Annotated in this window: 15 protein-coding genes; 7 read left to right on the top strand and 8 right to left on the bottom strand. The window is 58.0% G+C overall.

The window, feature by feature from the left end:
* The first annotated feature begins 323 nt into the window (after window positions 1-323).
* The 4 genes from Q1A63_RS11405 to Q1A63_RS11390 all read left to right on the top strand — a co-directional run bounded on the left by Q1A63_RS11405 (window position 324) and on the right by Q1A63_RS11390 (window position 3,165).
* The gene (locus Q1A63_RS11405; RefSeq protein WP_299631619.1) at window positions 324-761 is read left to right on the top strand and encodes a hypothetical protein; all 438 of its coding nucleotides are present in this window, start codon (window positions 324-326) and stop codon (window positions 759-761) included.
* Between the two features lie 49 nt (window positions 762-810).
* Window positions 811-1,719 carry a calcium-binding protein gene (locus Q1A63_RS11400; protein WP_298971938.1) on the top strand — a complete coding sequence of 303 codons (909 nt, stop codon included), beginning with the start codon at window positions 811-813 and terminating at the stop codon, window positions 1,717-1,719.
* A 290-nt stretch (window positions 1,720-2,009) separates the two neighbouring features.
* On the top strand, window positions 2,010-2,369 hold the full coding sequence (locus Q1A63_RS11395) for an NUDIX hydrolase (protein WP_298971937.1): 360 nt from the start codon (window positions 2,010-2,012) through the stop codon (window positions 2,367-2,369).
* Window positions 2,370-2,427: 58 nt separating this feature from the next.
* Window positions 2,428-3,165, top strand: coding sequence for a hypothetical protein (locus tag Q1A63_RS11390; protein ID WP_298971934.1), 738 nt, complete (start codon window positions 2,428-2,430; stop codon window positions 3,163-3,165).
* A 5-nt stretch (window positions 3,166-3,170) separates the two neighbouring features.
* Here Q1A63_RS11390 and Q1A63_RS11385 read toward each other — a convergent pair whose 3' ends face one another.
* The 3 genes from Q1A63_RS11385 to Q1A63_RS11375 form a co-directional block, all read right to left on the bottom strand.
* Entirely contained in the window at window positions 3,171-3,473 is a 303-nt protein-coding gene (locus Q1A63_RS11385; protein ID WP_299631617.1) for a hypothetical protein, read from the bottom strand.
* Window positions 3,474-3,683: 210 nt separating this feature from the next.
* Window positions 3,684-4,229, bottom strand: coding sequence for a hypothetical protein (locus Q1A63_RS11380; protein WP_298971930.1), 546 nt, complete (start codon window positions 4,227-4,229; stop codon window positions 3,684-3,686).
* Window positions 4,230-4,338: 109 nt separating this feature from the next.
* Complete coding sequence (locus Q1A63_RS11375; protein ID WP_298971928.1) at window positions 4,339-5,166, bottom strand: winged helix-turn-helix transcriptional regulator; 828 nt, start codon at window positions 5,164-5,166, stop codon at window positions 4,339-4,341.
* A gap of 237 nt (window positions 5,167-5,403) precedes the next feature.
* Between Q1A63_RS11375 and Q1A63_RS11370 the strand changes: the two genes are divergently transcribed.
* The gene (locus Q1A63_RS11370; RefSeq protein ID WP_298971926.1) at window positions 5,404-5,997 is read left to right on the top strand and encodes a histidine phosphatase family protein; all 594 of its coding nucleotides are present in this window, start codon (window positions 5,404-5,406) and stop codon (window positions 5,995-5,997) included.
* 17 nt (window positions 5,998-6,014) lie between these two features.
* On the opposite strand, the gene Q1A63_RS11365 is transcribed toward Q1A63_RS11370, so the two are convergent.
* Complete coding sequence (locus Q1A63_RS11365) at window positions 6,015-7,187, bottom strand: DUF2254 domain-containing protein (RefSeq protein WP_298971924.1); 1,173 nt, start codon at window positions 7,185-7,187, stop codon at window positions 6,015-6,017.
* A 132-nt stretch (window positions 7,188-7,319) separates the two neighbouring features.
* Window positions 7,320-8,393, bottom strand: a complete 1,074-nt coding sequence (locus tag Q1A63_RS11360; RefSeq protein ID WP_298971922.1) for an AI-2E family transporter — start codon at window positions 8,391-8,393, stop codon at window positions 7,320-7,322.
* Between the two features lie 778 nt (window positions 8,394-9,171).
* Here Q1A63_RS11360 and Q1A63_RS11355 point away from each other — a divergent pair.
* Together Q1A63_RS11355 and Q1A63_RS11350 are read left to right on the top strand one after the other, a co-directional pair.
* Window positions 9,172-10,299, top strand: a complete 1,128-nt coding sequence (locus Q1A63_RS11355) for an efflux RND transporter periplasmic adaptor subunit (protein WP_298971921.1) — start codon at window positions 9,172-9,174, stop codon at window positions 10,297-10,299.
* A 1-nt stretch (window position 10,300) separates the two neighbouring features.
* Complete coding sequence (locus Q1A63_RS11350; protein ID WP_299631614.1) at window positions 10,301-13,447, top strand: multidrug efflux RND transporter permease subunit; 3,147 nt, start codon at window positions 10,301-10,303, stop codon at window positions 13,445-13,447.
* A 115-nt stretch (window positions 13,448-13,562) separates the two neighbouring features.
* Here Q1A63_RS11350 and rpmG read toward each other — a convergent pair whose 3' ends face one another.
* The 3 genes from rpmG to Q1A63_RS11335 all read right to left on the bottom strand — a co-directional run bounded on the left by rpmG (window position 13,563) and on the right by Q1A63_RS11335 (window position 15,987).
* Entirely contained in the window at window positions 13,563-13,730 is a 168-nt protein-coding gene (gene rpmG, locus Q1A63_RS11345) for a 50S ribosomal protein L33 (RefSeq protein ID WP_011454349.1), read from the bottom strand.
* 185 nt (window positions 13,731-13,915) lie between these two features.
* Entirely contained in the window at window positions 13,916-15,097 is a 1,182-nt protein-coding gene (locus Q1A63_RS11340) for an ammonium transporter (protein WP_299631612.1), read from the bottom strand.
* Window positions 15,098-15,279: 182 nt separating this feature from the next.
* Window positions 15,280-15,987 (bottom strand): SDR family oxidoreductase, encoded by a 708-nt coding sequence (locus Q1A63_RS11335; protein ID WP_298971917.1) that lies wholly within the window; start codon window positions 15,985-15,987, stop codon window positions 15,280-15,282.
* Window positions 15,988-16,004 lie beyond the last annotated feature (17 nt).

The following is a 16,004-nucleotide window of genomic DNA, read 5'->3' as shown; positions in this document are numbered from 1 at the left end:
AGAAGATGCTGACAAAGCTGATCGAATAACACGCATGGCTGGATGCCGGTGCGCAAGCACCTTCCAACTCAGTCGATGCGATGTCAGCCAGATCCAGAACTGGCAAGTCTTTTAGTCCTGGGATTGAGATCAGGATCAACGCGCAAATGATGGTCCCAACCGTAGAAACCTCGACTGCGAGGTAAAACAGGAACGATGGGACATCCCCCTATGCAGGCGGCACCGGAAAATACATCGGTACCGCCTGCGAAACCGACGGCATAACCAGTAACTCGCGTTTTCGGGCTATTGCCCTGCGCGCTGTTTTTATGAAGGCCAGCGATATGACCACCGCCCCGGAAATTCTCGTCGATGCCTTTATCACCAACACGACCCAAGGCGTGAGCAACCCCAGAACCGTCACCTTGACGGACGGCCGCTTGCTTGTGGCCTATGCGACCGAGGAGGGCGGCAGTCCGGGGGTCGATATCCGCGGCCAGCCTTTTGAGGCCAACGGTACGCTGATCGGCAGTGAGTTTGGGTTCGACATTTTCAATGAGGTCGATGAGCGCACCTTCGACATTCTGGCGGTTGGTGTTAACCGCGTTGCCCTTGTCACGGAAACCGACGGCGGGGCCGCTGGAGCCCAGATAGAGACAACCCTCTTTTTCGCGAGTGATTTTGGTGCTCTAGTTGTAGACCGTGGAACATCCCACACCAATATTGGCGGCGGTTTACAGTTCCTCAATCCGACGATCGCAGACGTGGGCGGTGACCGATGATTATCGGTACTTCTTCGTTCGTCGGAACTCGACGAGTTAGATTGTTGAGATGCACGGACTGGAGAATGGTGACGCCTTCTTTGACATCGCGGAGATCGACTTCGCAGGCAACAGCAATGCCGAGCTTACCTCGACTACGCTGGAAAACGGCAACATCGTTCTTGTCATCGATCCCGACGGCCCCGGCGGCAACCGCGACGGTCGACTTCTCGCCTCCATCTTGCGCCCGGATGGCTCGATCGTGCAGCAAAGGGACGTCGGCAACCGCGACGACCGGGCCTTTGAGCCGGCGATCACCGCGCTCAAGGGCGGCGGTTTTATCATGGCCTGGACCGAGTTCGATGGCGACCGGGACGTGCTCTATCAGGTCTTTGATGCCAATTTCAATTCCGTGCCCCCCTTCCGCGGCACGGGGTTCAACCTCGGCAGCGACAACACCAACAACAACGAGCCGGTGATTGCCGCGCTGGACGATGGCGGGTTCGTTATCTTCTACGACCAGGACAATGGCGCGACACAGGTCCGCGGCCAGCGTTTCGACAGCGCGGGCGACGCGGCGGGCGAGGATTTTGTTCTCGCGGACGAGGCGGCCAACCAGATCGACGCCACGCTGCTGCCCAACGGTCTGGTGGTGGTTAGCTACCGCACGGCTGACAGCGCGATCAAGACCGTGATCCTCAACGGCATGCCTGAAGCGGTCCGCGGCACCGAGGGCGATGACACATTGGCTGGGGGGCGAGATGACGATGTGATGTTTGGCTTTGACGGCGACGGCACGATGAGCGGCGAAAACGGCGACGATACGATAGACGGCGGCGCGGGCAATGACCGGCTGATCGGCAACCGGGGCAATGACACCCTGCGTGGCGGGGAGGGCAACGACCGGCTGCAAGGCTTTGGGGGGAGGGACATCCTTGAGGGCGGCAGAGGCAATGACGAGCTGAGCGGCGGCACCTAGGCCGATACGTTTGTCTTTCGCGATGGCGATGGCATCAATACAATCACCGATTTCGATGCCTTTGATGCGCATGAGAAAATCGATCTCTCAGGCGTTTCCACGATCACCAGCTTCGTCGATTTGCAGGCCGACCATCTGTTGCAGAACGGCTCAGACGTGCTGATCACTGACCGCAACGTGCTGGTGAACGGAGACGGACAGCCGGTCATCACGCTGGAAGACGTGAACATCGCTGATATCGACGCATCTGATTTCATTTTCTGAGACGCCGCGTCGGTTCCACAACGGCCATGCATGGCCACGTCCTGTTGGTTAAACGGCGGAATGAACCGGATGCTGGCCTCTGGGGCTTTCCGGGTGGGCACGTGAACTTTGGCGAAACCGCGATGGAGGCCGCCGCGCGCGAGCTGCGCGAAGAAACAGGCGTTATCGGGCATCCGGTTCGCTATCTGACAAATGTGGATGTGATCGAGCATGACGAGGACGGTGGGGTCCGGTTCCATTTCCTGCTTGCGGCAGTGCTTTGCGACTACCTCTCAGGCGAGCCTGTCGCAGAGGATGATGTGAGCGAAGCGCGGTGGTGGAAAATCGAAGATGTGATACGCAGCGCGATAATCAGTATTGACGAGCTAGCAAATCGGAACACCTAAAGATGAAGAACAGGCTGACGGGGTTCAAATGCGCAAGGGGTTGACGTTTTTACTGATAATGGTCGCGACATTTCCCGCGGCAGCCCTGGATTTGAAAGAAACAGGCCGGTACGATCTGAACCGCCCGGCCAGCTTGGATTATGATCCGACATTTTGCGGCCTGTGGATCGCCAATGAGGGGCCCGATGCGGTGCTGGTCACATTGCAGGGCGAGGAGTTGCGACGCGTCGGCAGTGACCTGCTTCGGATTAAGGCAATTTCACTGGAAGGCGATAATCTGCTCGTCGGGGATGGGTTTGGCAAGCTGCAACGGCTGACAAAGAATGGCGAAACCTTGGGGCCGCCTTTCACCTTGGACGGCGGATTTTCGGACACCGAAGGCATTGCGATTGCCGCGAATGGCGACATCGTAACAGTGGAGGACGATCCAGAACGCCTGTCCTGGTTTAGCCCGACTGGCCAGCTGAAAACACAGATGAACACGATGAAGTTGTCCCCACCGTTGAGCGAGGCGCAGGGGATCGCGATCGACCCTCGCACAGGTCATCTCCTGATCGTCGACGATTGGGAAGGATCGAACAGCCTATATGAATTTTCCTCCGATGGAGAACTTCTCGCACAGGCTAGCTTGTTGGAGTACGGCAATGATCCGGAAGGGATAGCCATCAGGCCGGGCTCCGATCAGTTATTCATCGCGTTCGACGGTGGCGCGCAAATCGTGACATTCGACTACACACCCACGCTGCAGCCGGGTTCCGCGCCGTTGCCACCGGGCGCAGATTGCATGATGTTTTGAGCGCATCAATGTTGTGCCAGATCAGGCGGCCGCGCTTCGTGTTGCAGCAAACCTTCCCTGTGCTTGAGACCGTTGATATTGCGGACTGCATGATCGGCAGCTTTCGGAATCTCCACAGCGGGTTGTAAAAGTCGGCAATGGGCCGATCTGTCGAGTTTGCTGCCCGAATGAAGCGCAATTGTCGCGGCATGTGGGGTGCCGAATGGGCCAGGGTCGAATTCGATCCAAGTGGCATCAGCTTCAATCTGACAACCTCTTGTTGGTTCAGGCTCTTCAATCAGATCGAATTCGTGGTGCAGAATTTCCAAGAACTCTATGCGCCTGAGGAGGCGCGCCATGTCAGAGCCGGCTTTCCATCTGAATGGGCCAAAAACCTACCCGGTTGAACACGTGAGGTATCTATCAAAGACAACCGGATGACTTGGATCACTATGGTCGGATCTGAAACCAATGTCCTGTGTGTCTTATCGTGCTGGGGCAAAACACTCAGCACAGGCACGGCGTCGGCAAACTCAGTCTCAACCAGGCTTGGTTGGTTGGACAGGCGGATCCTGAGCTTCCAACAGTGCTGCAAAATCCTGCAGCCCCAGCGTCGCGGCCGTTGTATTGTCCGGCCCCAGGATTTCGTAGATCATCCCATCGGTCCCCCAATTGCTAAAAAATGCGATGCAATCGACATCACCGCCACCTTCCGTATGCGCGGCACCACCCGCTGATTTCTCCACAAAGCTGGCCGTTGGTCGGATCTCTTTGATCTGTCCGTCTTCATCGTAGATCCGCAGCTCTCCTTGAATAATAAACGTGCTGTAATCAGCGTGGTGCTTGTGCAGGACAATTTTTTCGTTGGCAGCAAACTTCAGCAAAAGATCGACAATCTTCGCGTCAGGATCGACCTTCAGAATGTGGTACCAAACATGGTCGATACCCGGCAGCGTGTTCCACCTCACGTTGCTTTCGTCAAAGCCTATCGGCGATGCGGCCGGGCTGGCGCTGGCCACGCCCGCGGCGGCAGCTGCTCCTATTCCGACGAGTCCCTGACGGCGTGTGATCGGTGGTGTCTTCATTGTCTTCCCTCCATTGAAGCGATGTGTCTTCGTTTGAAAGGGAGCCGAAAGCAGTGTGGCGTGTGTGAATTTTGTGCAAAGTCTTCGCAAAAAAAGTGCAAAAAATCGCTCAGGTGGAGAGGCGATACCCAACACCTCTTACGGTTTCGATGATCCTGGGCAACTTCCGATCTGGGTCCAGCTTTTTGCGCAAGTTGATAATGTGCTGATCGAGTGCTCTTGAGTTGGGCATGAAATCACGCCCCCATCCCACATCGTAAAGCTCATCTTTCGTGACCACCGAACCTTGTCTGTCAATGAGCAGCTTCAGGAGTTTTAAGTCTCTGGGTGTAAGAGCAATCTCAAGATCGCCACGCCTTGCGCTGTACCTGTCCGGAACGAGTTCGAGATCAGTGCCAACCGAGTGTTGACACAGCTTGCTCCAGGCGGCGAATGCGACCAACGCCATAGAGACAACACCCAGCACGACGTTCAACCAGTTGAACACACCAGGATTTTTCAACGCACCAGTACGAAGACCAAACAACTCTTCCAAAGCGACGCGGTCATAGACCAGGCAAATCGCATCTTCCTTACGACAGTTGAGCAACTTCTGGCCATCGCGATCAAACCGCAGCCACTGGGATTCGGCGGTCTGCGCGTAGATTTCCATCAGATCTCTCAACTGAGTTTCTGATAACGTGAACCGCACGGGTACGAAGCCGTCTTTTTCTGGATAGATTGGTATTTGGTTGACATCAAACAGTACGAGATGCCGGATTGTTTCATCCTGAATCAGCGCAAACCCAATGCGATCAGGCCTCTCGGCAACCGATGCAAAGAGTAGAGCATCCTGTCGTGCTTTGTCCTCGACCTCCCTCCACCGGTCAGGGCGCAACATGGACAAAGAGAGAAGAAACACGCACAAAATCGCCAATATCATTGAATACTTGGCCATGACATACCTTAGCTTGGGTGACAGATTTCGCAAATCAGTCTTTTGTCGGAGTATCGCCGCCGCGCCACCCGCCCTAACGCTCACAATTATCCATACATGGCGAAAGCTCGGAAGTCCGGCCTCGCCCAAGCGCTAGCTTCGGCGGGGTTTCTAATTTGTAAGTCCTGAAATCTCTTTTTCGGAAAAGATGGGATGGTAAGACTTTCAACAAGGCGAACGGAGTGCCATAGAGCCTCCATGACCGTTGCCCGTTATCTCTCGCATCCTCAGGTGCAGATCGATCCTCAGAAAGAGATCCAACTCTGGTCGCTCAACGACATCGGTACTGCAAGGGTTGCGCGTCTGGCCCAATCGAATGCCCTTGCCACCACCCGGCGTATCGTCACAAGCGCCGAGGTCAAAGCGGTTGAAACGGCACGCCTCTTGGCCGACGCATTGGGCTGCGCCCTTGAGGTCAGAGAGCGCATGCACGAGAATGACCGCAGCGCGACGGGGTTTCTGCCGCCGCAGGAATTTGAGCAGGTGGCGGATCAGTTCTTTGCCGAGCCGGAGACCAGTGTGAGAGGCTGGGAAACCGCCCGCGCGGCGCAATCGCGTATCGTTTTCGAAGTACGAGCCTGCCTGCGGGACCACGGTGAGGGCGATGTGCTGTTTGTCGGGCATGGCGGTGTTGGCACCCTTCTCTATTGCCACCTGGCCGGGCTGGCTATCGATCGCGCGCACGATCAGGGACCCGGTGGTGGGGGCTGTTACTTCGCATTCTCCGCGGAGATGGGGCCACCAGCCCATGCATGGCGCCCGATGGAACAGCTCGACCCATCGCCCCTGTGATCCTTCCGCCGGCGGCCTCACGCGCGCTCTAAATCGCGCGCCTTTTTCTCATAATGCGCCAGCGCCAGATGATCGGTCTTGCAATAGGGCTGCGACGCGAGAAAGCTCCGTTTAAAGAGCTCATCATAGGTCAGCCGTGGACCGAGGTGGTATTTCCCTGCGCCCGCGTCACCCAAACCTTGCTGATAATTCTGTGCCGTTTTCAATGCGTTGTGCATCCAGTTCAGGCAGTTGATCGCGGTGAACGGATCATTCACCCCGGGCGATAGTGCGCGGGCCAGCATCTCCACCAGTTCATCCACCAGAAACAGAACATTCTGATGTTCGGTACGGCTCACCCCGACCGCAAAACAGGCGCGCAGTTCCGCAATCGCATCTTGCGAGATGTCATCTTTGGTCCAGACGGCCAGCGCCGGGGTGAAGGGCGTGACAAAATCTCCCGGCACCTTCTCGATCCGGATGTGCCAATCTGCCTCCGCCGTCAGTTCCTCGATGCGGGTGTAATTCAGTGTCTGGATATACCCTGCCGCCTCCAGCGTGAAGAGATGATCGGGATCTCTCTGGGGATAACGGACCTTTGATTTGGGATCCAAAGCCGCATCTGCCTCGATGATATTAATGATCTCACGTTCAAGCCGCCGGCCCAGGTTGGCCGTGATGTTTGACACGTTGATAGTTTCGGGCACGTGATGCACAAAATAGATCATCGTGAAAACGGCCACGATACTGCCGAGCATGGCAATTAACATCGAGTATTGCGGCACGAAGGCCTCGACGCCTGCAGCCTCTGAGGGGTCCTGCACGGCACGCAGGATCGACAGCGCATAGACGAATGTGGCGATCAGGACGCCCAGGCTGATCTGATTGCCCCGGTCGCGCATGAAATTCCCGATCAGGCGCGGGCCGTAGTTCCCGGCGGCAAAAGACACCGCGACAATCGTCATGGAGAACATCACCCCGGTCACCCCGATCACCGCAGTCGCAATCGTGGACAGCGTGCTGCGCGCGCCATCGACCTGTGTGTCGGTCAAGGCGTCGGGCAACTGCAACGGGATCAGTGCGACGTTGCGATCCAACCACTCTGATCCATGGGCCAAGGCCAATGCGACCAGCACCAGAGTGGCCGGGATGAACCAGTAACTGGCCCGCAAATCCTGCGCTATTTTGAGTAACAGAGCCCGTTTGCTCATCGCCCTTCCCTTCACGCGCGGTTGCGCAAACTTGCTGATCCCACGGCCTCGTTTTCATCACGTCATTCGGCAGAAAACCAACTTCATCTAAACCTCGCACGACGTTCTTTTACAACTGCTCCTGCGGTCAGATCACGGCTCTGGTCGCGTTTGTGCCTCTGCCGCCCCCAAAAAGTTGCCGATGACCTTCAAACTATCGATCTTGTCGCAAATGACTTTGAACACCAGCAAAAACGGCACGGCGACAAGAGCACCCGCAACACCCCACAACCACGCCCATAGGACCACGGTCAGGAAGACCGCAACCGTGTTCAGTTCCAACCGTTTACTGACCAGATAGGGGGTGACGAACTGGGCCTCGAAAGCCGTCAGTGCCTGATACAAGAGCGGAGCAAGCAGCGCATAGGAAAAGCTGTCGAAATAGATGATGGCGTGCACCGCGACGAGCAGCGTACCAATCAGCCCGCCGAGGATCGGCAGATAGTTCAGCAAGAAGGCCGCGATCCCCCAGATGTAGGCATATTCCAGCCCCACCAGCCAGAGCGCTGATGCGATGATCACACCCAGCCCCGCGTTGATCAGCGTGATCGTCAGCAGATAGCCCGACACGCGCCGCTCGATGTCATAGACCATGGTCAATGCATGCTTTTTCGCGCTGAAAGTAGGGAATGCTTGAACCAGCTTCACGTAGAAGAGATCCCCCGAGGCAAGCAGGAAAAGCGCCAGAATGAGGGCGACGCTGATGGAGGTCGCACTACTGGCCGCGAGGGTCACGGCGGAATTCAGTAAACCGGGTTGCTGCACGACAACGGCTTGTGGTCCGCCTGCAGACGCCGCTGTCATTTCCTCCACCTGCGACGAGGCGTCTTTTACCGCGTCAATCGCTTCGGTGACGCCACTCAGCTTATATTTGAGCTCTCTGGCGATGTTGGGAGCATCGTCTGACCAGGTCCGCACCGTGTCACCAGCGAAGAAGATGATCGCCGCAATGGACCCGGCGGCCAGCAGGATCAGCGTTACCGCTGAGACCGCCGCAGGCAGCCCCTGCTTTTGCAGGTAGCGATTGATCGGGCTTAGGGTCAGCGCGATCAGGCAGCCCAGCATCACCGGCAGAATCAAATCGCGGGCAAAATAGGCGATCACAAAAATTGTGATTGTGGTTAAAGTGCTTACGCTCCGCCGGAGGGCTTTAATGTCTTCGCGCATGGGCTTTTTTGTATCCAGTTTTTGGGATCAGTAATCGGTTCGGGTTTGAGGGGTGCGGGGTTGCGACGGAGCCGTCGCTCAGATGCTCTGAAGAGATCTGGAAGTCTGGCGGAACTGTCGTTGGCGTGACCTCACGCCGCCGACCGAAGCTTGGCAACGGGCTTTGCCTCATGCGTTAAAGGTTTCCGATTTGGGAGCGGAGCATCACCGCGACATGTGAACCCGCCGCCCCTTCTGAACAGTCACCTAAGGGTTGCGATGGAAAATCACCAGTATGAGCGCATCACCCTTCACCGCAGCCCGAGAAACGACAGGATTGCCAGAATGACGACTATCAGGCCGATGATATAGATAATGCGGTTCATGGAGTTACTCCTGTTTTCTGATCTTTGATTTCGGCGCCCCATTTTAATCGGTGCGTCGATGTCACAACAAAGCAACAAGCGGCAGCTTGATTTTGTTCCGCATTGCTTTGCCCTATCCCCCGCAACTTGGATATTTTCAGGCTACGTGCTGTGTAATTTTTAGACAGAGCATGGGACAGTTCGGACCCGATTTACGCGCGGGCGGAACAAATATGCCGAAAGCCCAATTGCGGCCTTGTTAGGAAATCAAAAATCACCGAAGCTGCGGTAATGACGCAGGTTAGGGCGGTCCATCACGCAGGGTGTCACGTTTGCTGGTTCCGGTCTTTGTCCTTGATCCTGAGACGTATAATCCTAACTCCCGTCCAAGACGGTCTGGGCCTTCGCCCAGCGATCAAAAAGGCACTCCCCAAATGAAAAATACACTTGCATGGGTCGGAACCTTCTTTGCCATTCTGATCGGCAGCGCCGCTTTGGCGCAACAGGGGCCGCCCCCGGTCACGGTTGCCAACCCGGTGGTGAAGACCATCGTGGAGGACGATGAATTTGTCGGCCGTTTCGAGGCGCGTGCCGAGGTCATCGTCAGGGCACGGGTATCGGGGTATCTGCAGGACATCCATTTCGAAGACGGAAACATCGTCGAAAAGGACCAATTGCTCTTTACCATTGATCAACGTCAGTTCCAGACCGCTTTCCGGCAGGCCCAGGCGCAGATTGATGTGGCGCAGGCAACCTATGATTTTGCGCAGGAACAGCTGGAACGCGCGCAATCGCTTGTATCAAACGGCAACATTGCACAAAGCGTTGTGGACGAACGACGCGAGGCATACCTTTCCGCACAGGGCGCACGCGAACAGGCGCGCGCAGACCTTGAGCTGGCCCAGCTGGATGTGGAGTATTCGCAGATCACCGCCCCCATGTCGGGCCGCATTGACCGCTCACAGGTGGACCCGGGCAACCTGGTTTCAGCCAATGACACGGTGCTGACATCGATTGTGTCCTCCGATCCGATCTATTTCTATTTCGACATCGATGAGCGTTATTTTCTTGCCTATGCGCGGGATGCGCGGGCGCGCGGCGCCTCGCTGCAGGAGGGCGGCGGCGGGCTGGAGGTCAAGGTTTCACTGTCAGACGACAGCATCCCACCGCAGACCGGCATATTGGATTTCTCCGAAAACAGAATTGATGCTGATACCGGCACCATGCGGGTCCGCGCCGTTCTGGACAACCCAGATGAGGTCCTGACCCCCGGTCTTTTTGGCCGCGTCAATGTGCCGGGCTCCCTGCCCTACGAGGGCATTCTGATCCCTGATTCCGCCATCGTTTCGGACCAGAATCGCCGACTGGTGATGTCTGTGGACGCGGAAGGCAACGTCACCCCGATCCCGGTACGTCCCGGTCCACGCATCGACGGATACCGGGTGATCCGGGATGGGCTGGATGGCTCTGAGGTGATCGTGATCGAAGGGATCGTGCGCGCCCGACCGGGCAGCGTCGTGACCCCCGAAATGGTCGAGCTGCCGCTGATTGCGGAAAACTGAGATGGGCCGGTTTTTCGTCAACCGTCCGATCTTTGCCATTGTGATCGCCGTCATCACGACGATTGTGGGCCTGATCTCCTATACACAACTGCCGATTGAACAATATCCTGAGATCGCGCCCCCCTCGATCGTGGTGCGCGCCTCTTATCCCGGTGCGGATGCAGAGACGATTGCGGCCACTGTGGCCACACCGCTGGAGCAGGAAATCAACGGTGTCGAGGACATGTTGTACCTGTCCTCCTATTCGACCGCCGATGGCTCCATGAGCCTCACGATCACGTTCGAGCTGGGCACGGATCTCGATGCCGCCCAGGTTCTGGTGCAGAACAGGGTGGCGATTGCCGAGCCACGCTTGCCGCAGGAAGTGCGCGCGCTTGGTGTGACCACAACCAAATCCTCCCCGGATCTGATGATGGTTGTGCATATGCTGTCGCCGGACGAAAGTTTCGACCAGCTTTACGTGTCGAACTATGCCCGCTCGCGCGTGCGGGACAGGCTGGTGCGGCTGGATGGTGTCGGCGATTTGCTGATCTTCGGCGAACGCGAGTTTTCGGCACGGGTCTGGCTGGACCCTGACAAACTTTCATCGCTGAGCCTGACAGCCGCAGATGTGGTCGACGCTCTGCGTGAACAGAATGTCCAGGTGTCGGGTGGCTCGCTCGGTGCGCCCCCCAACGACAGCGACAGTGCCTTTCAGGTCACGATCACAACCCAAGGACGCCTGCAAAGCCCGCGCGAATTTGGCCGCGTCATCGTCAAGGCTTCCGAGGACGGGCGTGTCGTAAGGGTGCGAGATGTTGCCCGTGTGGAAATCGGCGCGCGCTCTTACGTCAACAACTCCTATCTGAACAACAAACCGGCGGTGGCGCTTGGCATCTTCCAACGCCCCGGCTCCAACGCCCTAGCTTCCGCTGATGAGATCATCGCGGTCATGGACGAGCTATCCGAAGACTTCCCCGACGGGTTGGAATACCGCGTGGTCTACAACCCAACCGAATTCATCGCCGCCTCTGTCAACGCCGTCTATGAGACGCTCTTCGAAGCGGTGTTGCTGGTGGTGGTGGTCATCATCGTCTTTTTGCAAAGCTGGCGCACAGCGATCATTCCTCTGCTTGCCATTCCGGTGTCCCTGATCGGCACTTTCGCCGTCATGCTGGCCCTTGGCTACACGCTGAACCTGCTGACGCTCTTTGGTCTGATCCTTGCCATTGGCATCGTGGTGGACGACGCCATTGTGGTGGTGGAGAATGTCGAGCGGAATATTTCCCGCGGCATGTCCCCGCGCGAAGCATCCGCTCGCACCATGGATGAGGTTCAAAGCGCGGTCATTGGTACCTCGCTGGTGCTGATTGCAGTCTTTGTGCCCGCCGCACTGGTGCCCGGGATCACCGGACAGTTTTACAAACAATTCGCCGTGACGATCTCGGTCGCGACCGTCATCTCCACCATCAACTCGCTCAGCCTGTCGCCCGCGATGGCCGCCGCCATTCTCAAACCGGCCCGCACCGCCCCCTCAAGAAATCCACTGACGATGATCACCACCCCCCTGGCCAACGGGTTCAACAAGGGATTCGACAAAATGTCGAACGGGTACAGCAGCATCGTGAGTTTCCTGGTCAGTTCCAGAGCGACCATCGCCGCCTCGCTTGTCGTCTTTGCCGGCCTTTTGGCAACCAGCTATTGGATCAACCAGAAGGTGCCGACAGGGTTCATCCCGGATGCGGATCAGGGCTACGCGATTGTGGTGGTCCAACTGCCCGATGGTGCCTCGCTGGAGCGCACCGACGCAGTGATCCGGCAGGCCACGGAAGTGGCGCTCGAAACACCTGGCGTGACAAACGCGGTGGCCTTTGCAGGGTTTTCCGGCGCGACATTTACCAATGCCAGCAATCAGGGCGTCATCTTCACCACCTTTGACAGTTTCGAGGCACGGGCAGAAAGCGGGCTGAATGCAGGTGCCATCGTCGGACAACTCTTTGGCCGGATGCAGTCGCTGCGCGAGGCCTTCATCATTGCCATTGCCCCTCCTGCGGTGCGCGGCGTCGGTACTGGCGGCGGCTTCAAGCTGCAACTGAGGGAGAATGAAAGCGCCGATATGTCCCGCGTGCTGGGCAGCGCCTATGCGATCATGGGGGCATCGGCGCAATCGGATGCGGTGCAGGGGGTCTTCACCACCTTCTCCGCAGGCTCGCCACAGGTCTATCTGGAGATCGACCGTGTGCGCGCGCAGATGCTGAATGTCCCCATCGGCGAGATATTCGAGACCCTCTCGATCAACCTCGGATCGGCCTACGTGAACGACTTCAACGCCTTTGGCCGGTTGTTTCAGGTGCGCGCGCAAGCAGATGAACAGTTCCGGCTCGAAGAGGAAGACATCACCGCCCTCAGGGTCCGATCGGCCACCGGCGCGCTGGTGCCCCTTGGCACACTTGTTTCGGTCGTGGATACGGCAGGGCCTTCGCTGGTGCAGCGCTACAACCAGCAGGTCTCCGTACCTGTGCAGGGCTCAGCCGCGCCCGGCATCTCCACCGGCGAAGCACTGATCGCGATGGAAGAGCTTGCCGCCTCCATCGCACCGCCAGGTGTCGATTTCGAATGGACCGAACTTGCGCTGCAGGAACGCAATCAGGGGAACACGGCAGCCTATATCTTTGCCTTCTCGATCCTCTTTGCCTTTCTGTTTCTGGCGGCTCTCTACGAAAGCTGGGCCTTGCCTGTGGCGATCATCTTGATCGTGCCCCTTTCCGTCCTCGGCGCGCTGGCCGGGGTCATGTTCCGCGGCATGGACAACAACATCCTGACGCAGGTCGGGCTGATCGTGCTGGTCGGGTTGGCGGCGAAAAACGCCATCCTGATCGTGGAATTTGCCAAGCAAGCGCAGGAGGAGCGCGGGATGTCACCGGTTGAGGCCGCGATTGACGCCAGCCGTTTGCGCCTGCGCCCCATCCTGATGACGGCCTTTGCTTTCATCCTCGGGGTATTGCCGCTCCTAATTGCGACGGGACCGGGGTCCGAGATGCGTCAGGCTCTGGGCACAGCCGTCTTCTTTGGCATGTCCGGTGTGACGTTCCTGGGGCTGTTCTTCACACCCGTCTTCTATGTTGCAATCAAAAGCGTCTTTCCGGGAAGGCCCCGCGAGGCATCGTAGGCCCCTCGCGGGTATCCACACCCGGTGTTGACCCGGAGAGGACCGCCCCAAGCCGTAGAACAAAAAAAGCCGCGCATATTGCGCGGCTTTTTATTCTTCTGACAAAGGAGCGATCTTACTTGATCTTGCCTTCTTTGTATTCAACGTGCTTGCGCGCCACCGGGTCATACTTCCGCACAACCATTTTTTCGGTCATGGTGCGGGCGTTTTTCTTGGTGACGTAGAAATGGCCTGTCCCCGCCGAGGAGTTCAGACGAATCTTGATCGTGGTTGGCTTGGCCATGTTTCTTCTCCTGCTGCAGCGCTCCTCCGGTGAGGGACTGCGTGAATCCTGAAGCCCGGCTTTTAACCGGATGGCCCCCCGAGTCAACCGCAAAAGGCAGGATTTCGGGCTTTGCGACCAGCCGGCAGTCAAAAGGCCAGCACACATATGTGCGCTGGCCGGAACTGCTCGATTATTCGATCGTTCTAGGACGTGATGTCGTAGGCCCGTTCGCCATGCGCAGAGAGATCGAGCCCATTGGTCTCGTCTTCCTCGCTGACGCGCAGCGGCATGACCGCACGCACCACCAGAATGATCAGCACGGTGATGACCAGCGTCCAGATACCGACGACCGCCAGCCCGCCCAGCTGTGCTGTCCAGGACGCGTGGCCAAAGGCCGCCAGCATGATGATGCCGAACATGCCGCCCACGCCGTGCACAGCAAAGACATCCAGCGTGTCGTCGATCTTGAGCAGGTTTTTTACCACGCCGCAGAGTTCCTGACACATGATGCCTGCAACGGCCCCGATAAACAGCGCCTCAACCGGACCGACGGAGCCAGAGGCCGGGGTGATGGAGGCGAGGCCCGCGATGGTGCCCGTGACCATGCCCACGAGGGACGCCTTGCCATAGCGGAATTTCTCCCAGCCAGCCCATGTCAGCGACGCAGTTGCCGCAGAGATATGCGTGACCGTCAGCGCCATGGCGGCCCCACCGTCTGCGGCCAGTTGCGAGCCGCCGTTGAAGCCGAACCAGCCGACCCAGAGCATCGCGGCGCCGATCATCACCATGCCCGGGTTGTGCGGCGGCTGGTGTTTCCCTTTGCGCGGCCCCAGCATCGCCGCCAGCACCAGCGCTGCGATCCCGGCGGTCTGGTGCACCACGATGCCACCGGCGAAATCATTCACCCCTTCGGAGAAGAGCGACCATTCCGCGCCTGCCAGCAATCCGCCGCCCCAGATCCAATGCGCCACCGGCGCGTAGCAGATCAGCATCCACAGACTGGAGAAGAGCAGCACAAATCCATATCCGATGCGCTCGACATAAGCACCGACGATCAGCGCCGGTGTGATGATCGCAAAGGTCATCTGGAAGGCAAAGAACAGCACTTCGGGGATGGTGCCCGAGAGGCTGTCCGCGTCGACCCCGTTCAGAAAGGCTTTGCCCAGACCGCCCCAATAGGCGTTGCCGTCGCCAAAAGCGATGGAATACCCCGCAGCAAGCCACAGAATGCTCATCAGGCAGGCAATCGAAAAGCACTGCATGAAAACGCTGAGCACATTACGCGCGCGTACAAGTCCGCCGTAAAAAAGCGCTAGGCCCGGCAGTGTCATAAAGAGCACCAGTGCCGTGGCCACGATGATCCAGGCGGTATCCGCTCCGTTCATGTCTTTGATCCTTCCCCATATTCAAGTGCGCAACGGGGTGGTGCAAAGACCTGCTGAAATAAACAGCAAAAGGGCGATATGCCGCTCAATAAGAGAGCGTTTTACAAATCGCTATAAAATTAGGCGGCATAGGATGCAATGTGACCTATATTTAAGCGAAGTGCGTTTGCGCCTATCGCGCCTTACAACTCCACACGCACCTCATGCATCCAGAGCTTCGCCGGGCGCGACAGCATGAAAACCACAACATCGGCCAGATCATCCGGTTCGGTGAAGATGTGGTTCGGCACCTCTTCGCCCGCCTTTGCGAACATGCCGGTGTTCGTGCCCGACTGATAGAGCCCGGCAATGCGCACGCCGCTTTCCTGCTCATCCTCTTTCAACACATCGGTGAAGCCGCGCATGCCGTATTTCGTCGCGGTGTAGACCGATTGTCCCGCCTGCGCCACGACACCGGATTTGGAGATGACGTTGAGCACGGCTGCCTCAGGCTGCGCGCGTAACGTCGGCAAAAGCGCGCGGGTCAATTGGATGGTGCCCGTCAGATTGGTCTGGATCGTGGCCTCGATCATCGCGTCGTCAATGCTGTCCAGCGGGCCCGTCTTGTGCCAGATACCTGCGTTGTTGATCAGGATGTCTGGCGCGCCCTGCCCGTCCAGAATGGCCTGAACGGTGGCTGCAATCGCCGCCGGGTTCTGCATGTCGCAAGAGTAGCTCTGCGCCTCTGGCGCGCCTGCCTCGCGCGCATCCGCCTCGGCGCTGGCCAGTCGTTTCGCGTTGCGGCCCAGGATGGCCAGACGGCAACCCGCCGCTGCCAGCTTCAGGCAAATGTGCCGACCAATTCCGTCGCTGCCGCCCGTGACGACCACCAGTTTGTTGTCCAGTTGCATGATTTCTGTCCCTCAAA

It is taken from the genome of uncultured Roseobacter sp. (assembly GCF_947499265.1).
In the GTDB taxonomy this organism is placed as follows: domain Bacteria; phylum Pseudomonadota; class Alphaproteobacteria; order Rhodobacterales; family Rhodobacteraceae; genus Roseobacter.
Note: the sequence above shows the minus strand (reverse complement) of the source record. Positions and strands in the feature narration are given on the sequence as shown.

Coding starts and splice junctions, on each gene's coding strand:
- Q1A63_RS11405 (WP_299631619.1), top strand. CDS start 324: ATGACCACCGCCCCGGAAATTCTCGTCGATGCCTTTATCACCAACACG.
- Q1A63_RS11400 (WP_298971938.1), top strand. CDS start 811: ATGCACGGACTGGAGAATGGTGACGCCTTCTTTGACATCGCGGAGATC.
- Q1A63_RS11395 (WP_298971937.1), top strand. CDS start 2,010: ATGCATGGCCACGTCCTGTTGGTTAAACGGCGGAATGAACCGGATGCT.
- Q1A63_RS11390 (WP_298971934.1), top strand. CDS start 2,428: ATGGTCGCGACATTTCCCGCGGCAGCCCTGGATTTGAAAGAAACAGGC.
- Q1A63_RS11380 (WP_298971930.1), bottom strand. CDS start 4,229: ATGAAGACACCACCGATCACACGCCGTCAGGGACTCGTCGGAATAGGA.
- Q1A63_RS11375 (WP_298971928.1), bottom strand. CDS start 5,166: ATGGCCAAGTATTCAATGATATTGGCGATTTTGTGCGTGTTTCTTCTC.
- Q1A63_RS11370 (WP_298971926.1), top strand. CDS start 5,404: ATGACCGTTGCCCGTTATCTCTCGCATCCTCAGGTGCAGATCGATCCT.
- Q1A63_RS11365 (WP_298971924.1), bottom strand. CDS start 7,187: ATGAGCAAACGGGCTCTGTTACTCAAAATAGCGCAGGATTTGCGGGCC.
- Q1A63_RS11360 (WP_298971922.1), bottom strand. CDS start 8,393: ATGCGCGAAGACATTAAAGCCCTCCGGCGGAGCGTAAGCACTTTAACC.
- Q1A63_RS11355 (WP_298971921.1), top strand. CDS start 9,172: ATGAAAAATACACTTGCATGGGTCGGAACCTTCTTTGCCATTCTGATC.
- Q1A63_RS11350 (WP_299631614.1), top strand. CDS start 10,301: ATGGGCCGGTTTTTCGTCAACCGTCCGATCTTTGCCATTGTGATCGCC.
- rpmG (WP_011454349.1), bottom strand. CDS start 13,730: ATGGCCAAGCCAACCACGATCAAGATTCGTCTGAACTCCTCGGCGGGG.
- Q1A63_RS11340 (WP_299631612.1), bottom strand. CDS start 15,097: ATGAACGGAGCGGATACCGCCTGGATCATCGTGGCCACGGCACTGGTG.
- Q1A63_RS11335 (WP_298971917.1), bottom strand. CDS start 15,987: ATGCAACTGGACAACAAACTGGTGGTCGTCACGGGCGGCAGCGACGGA.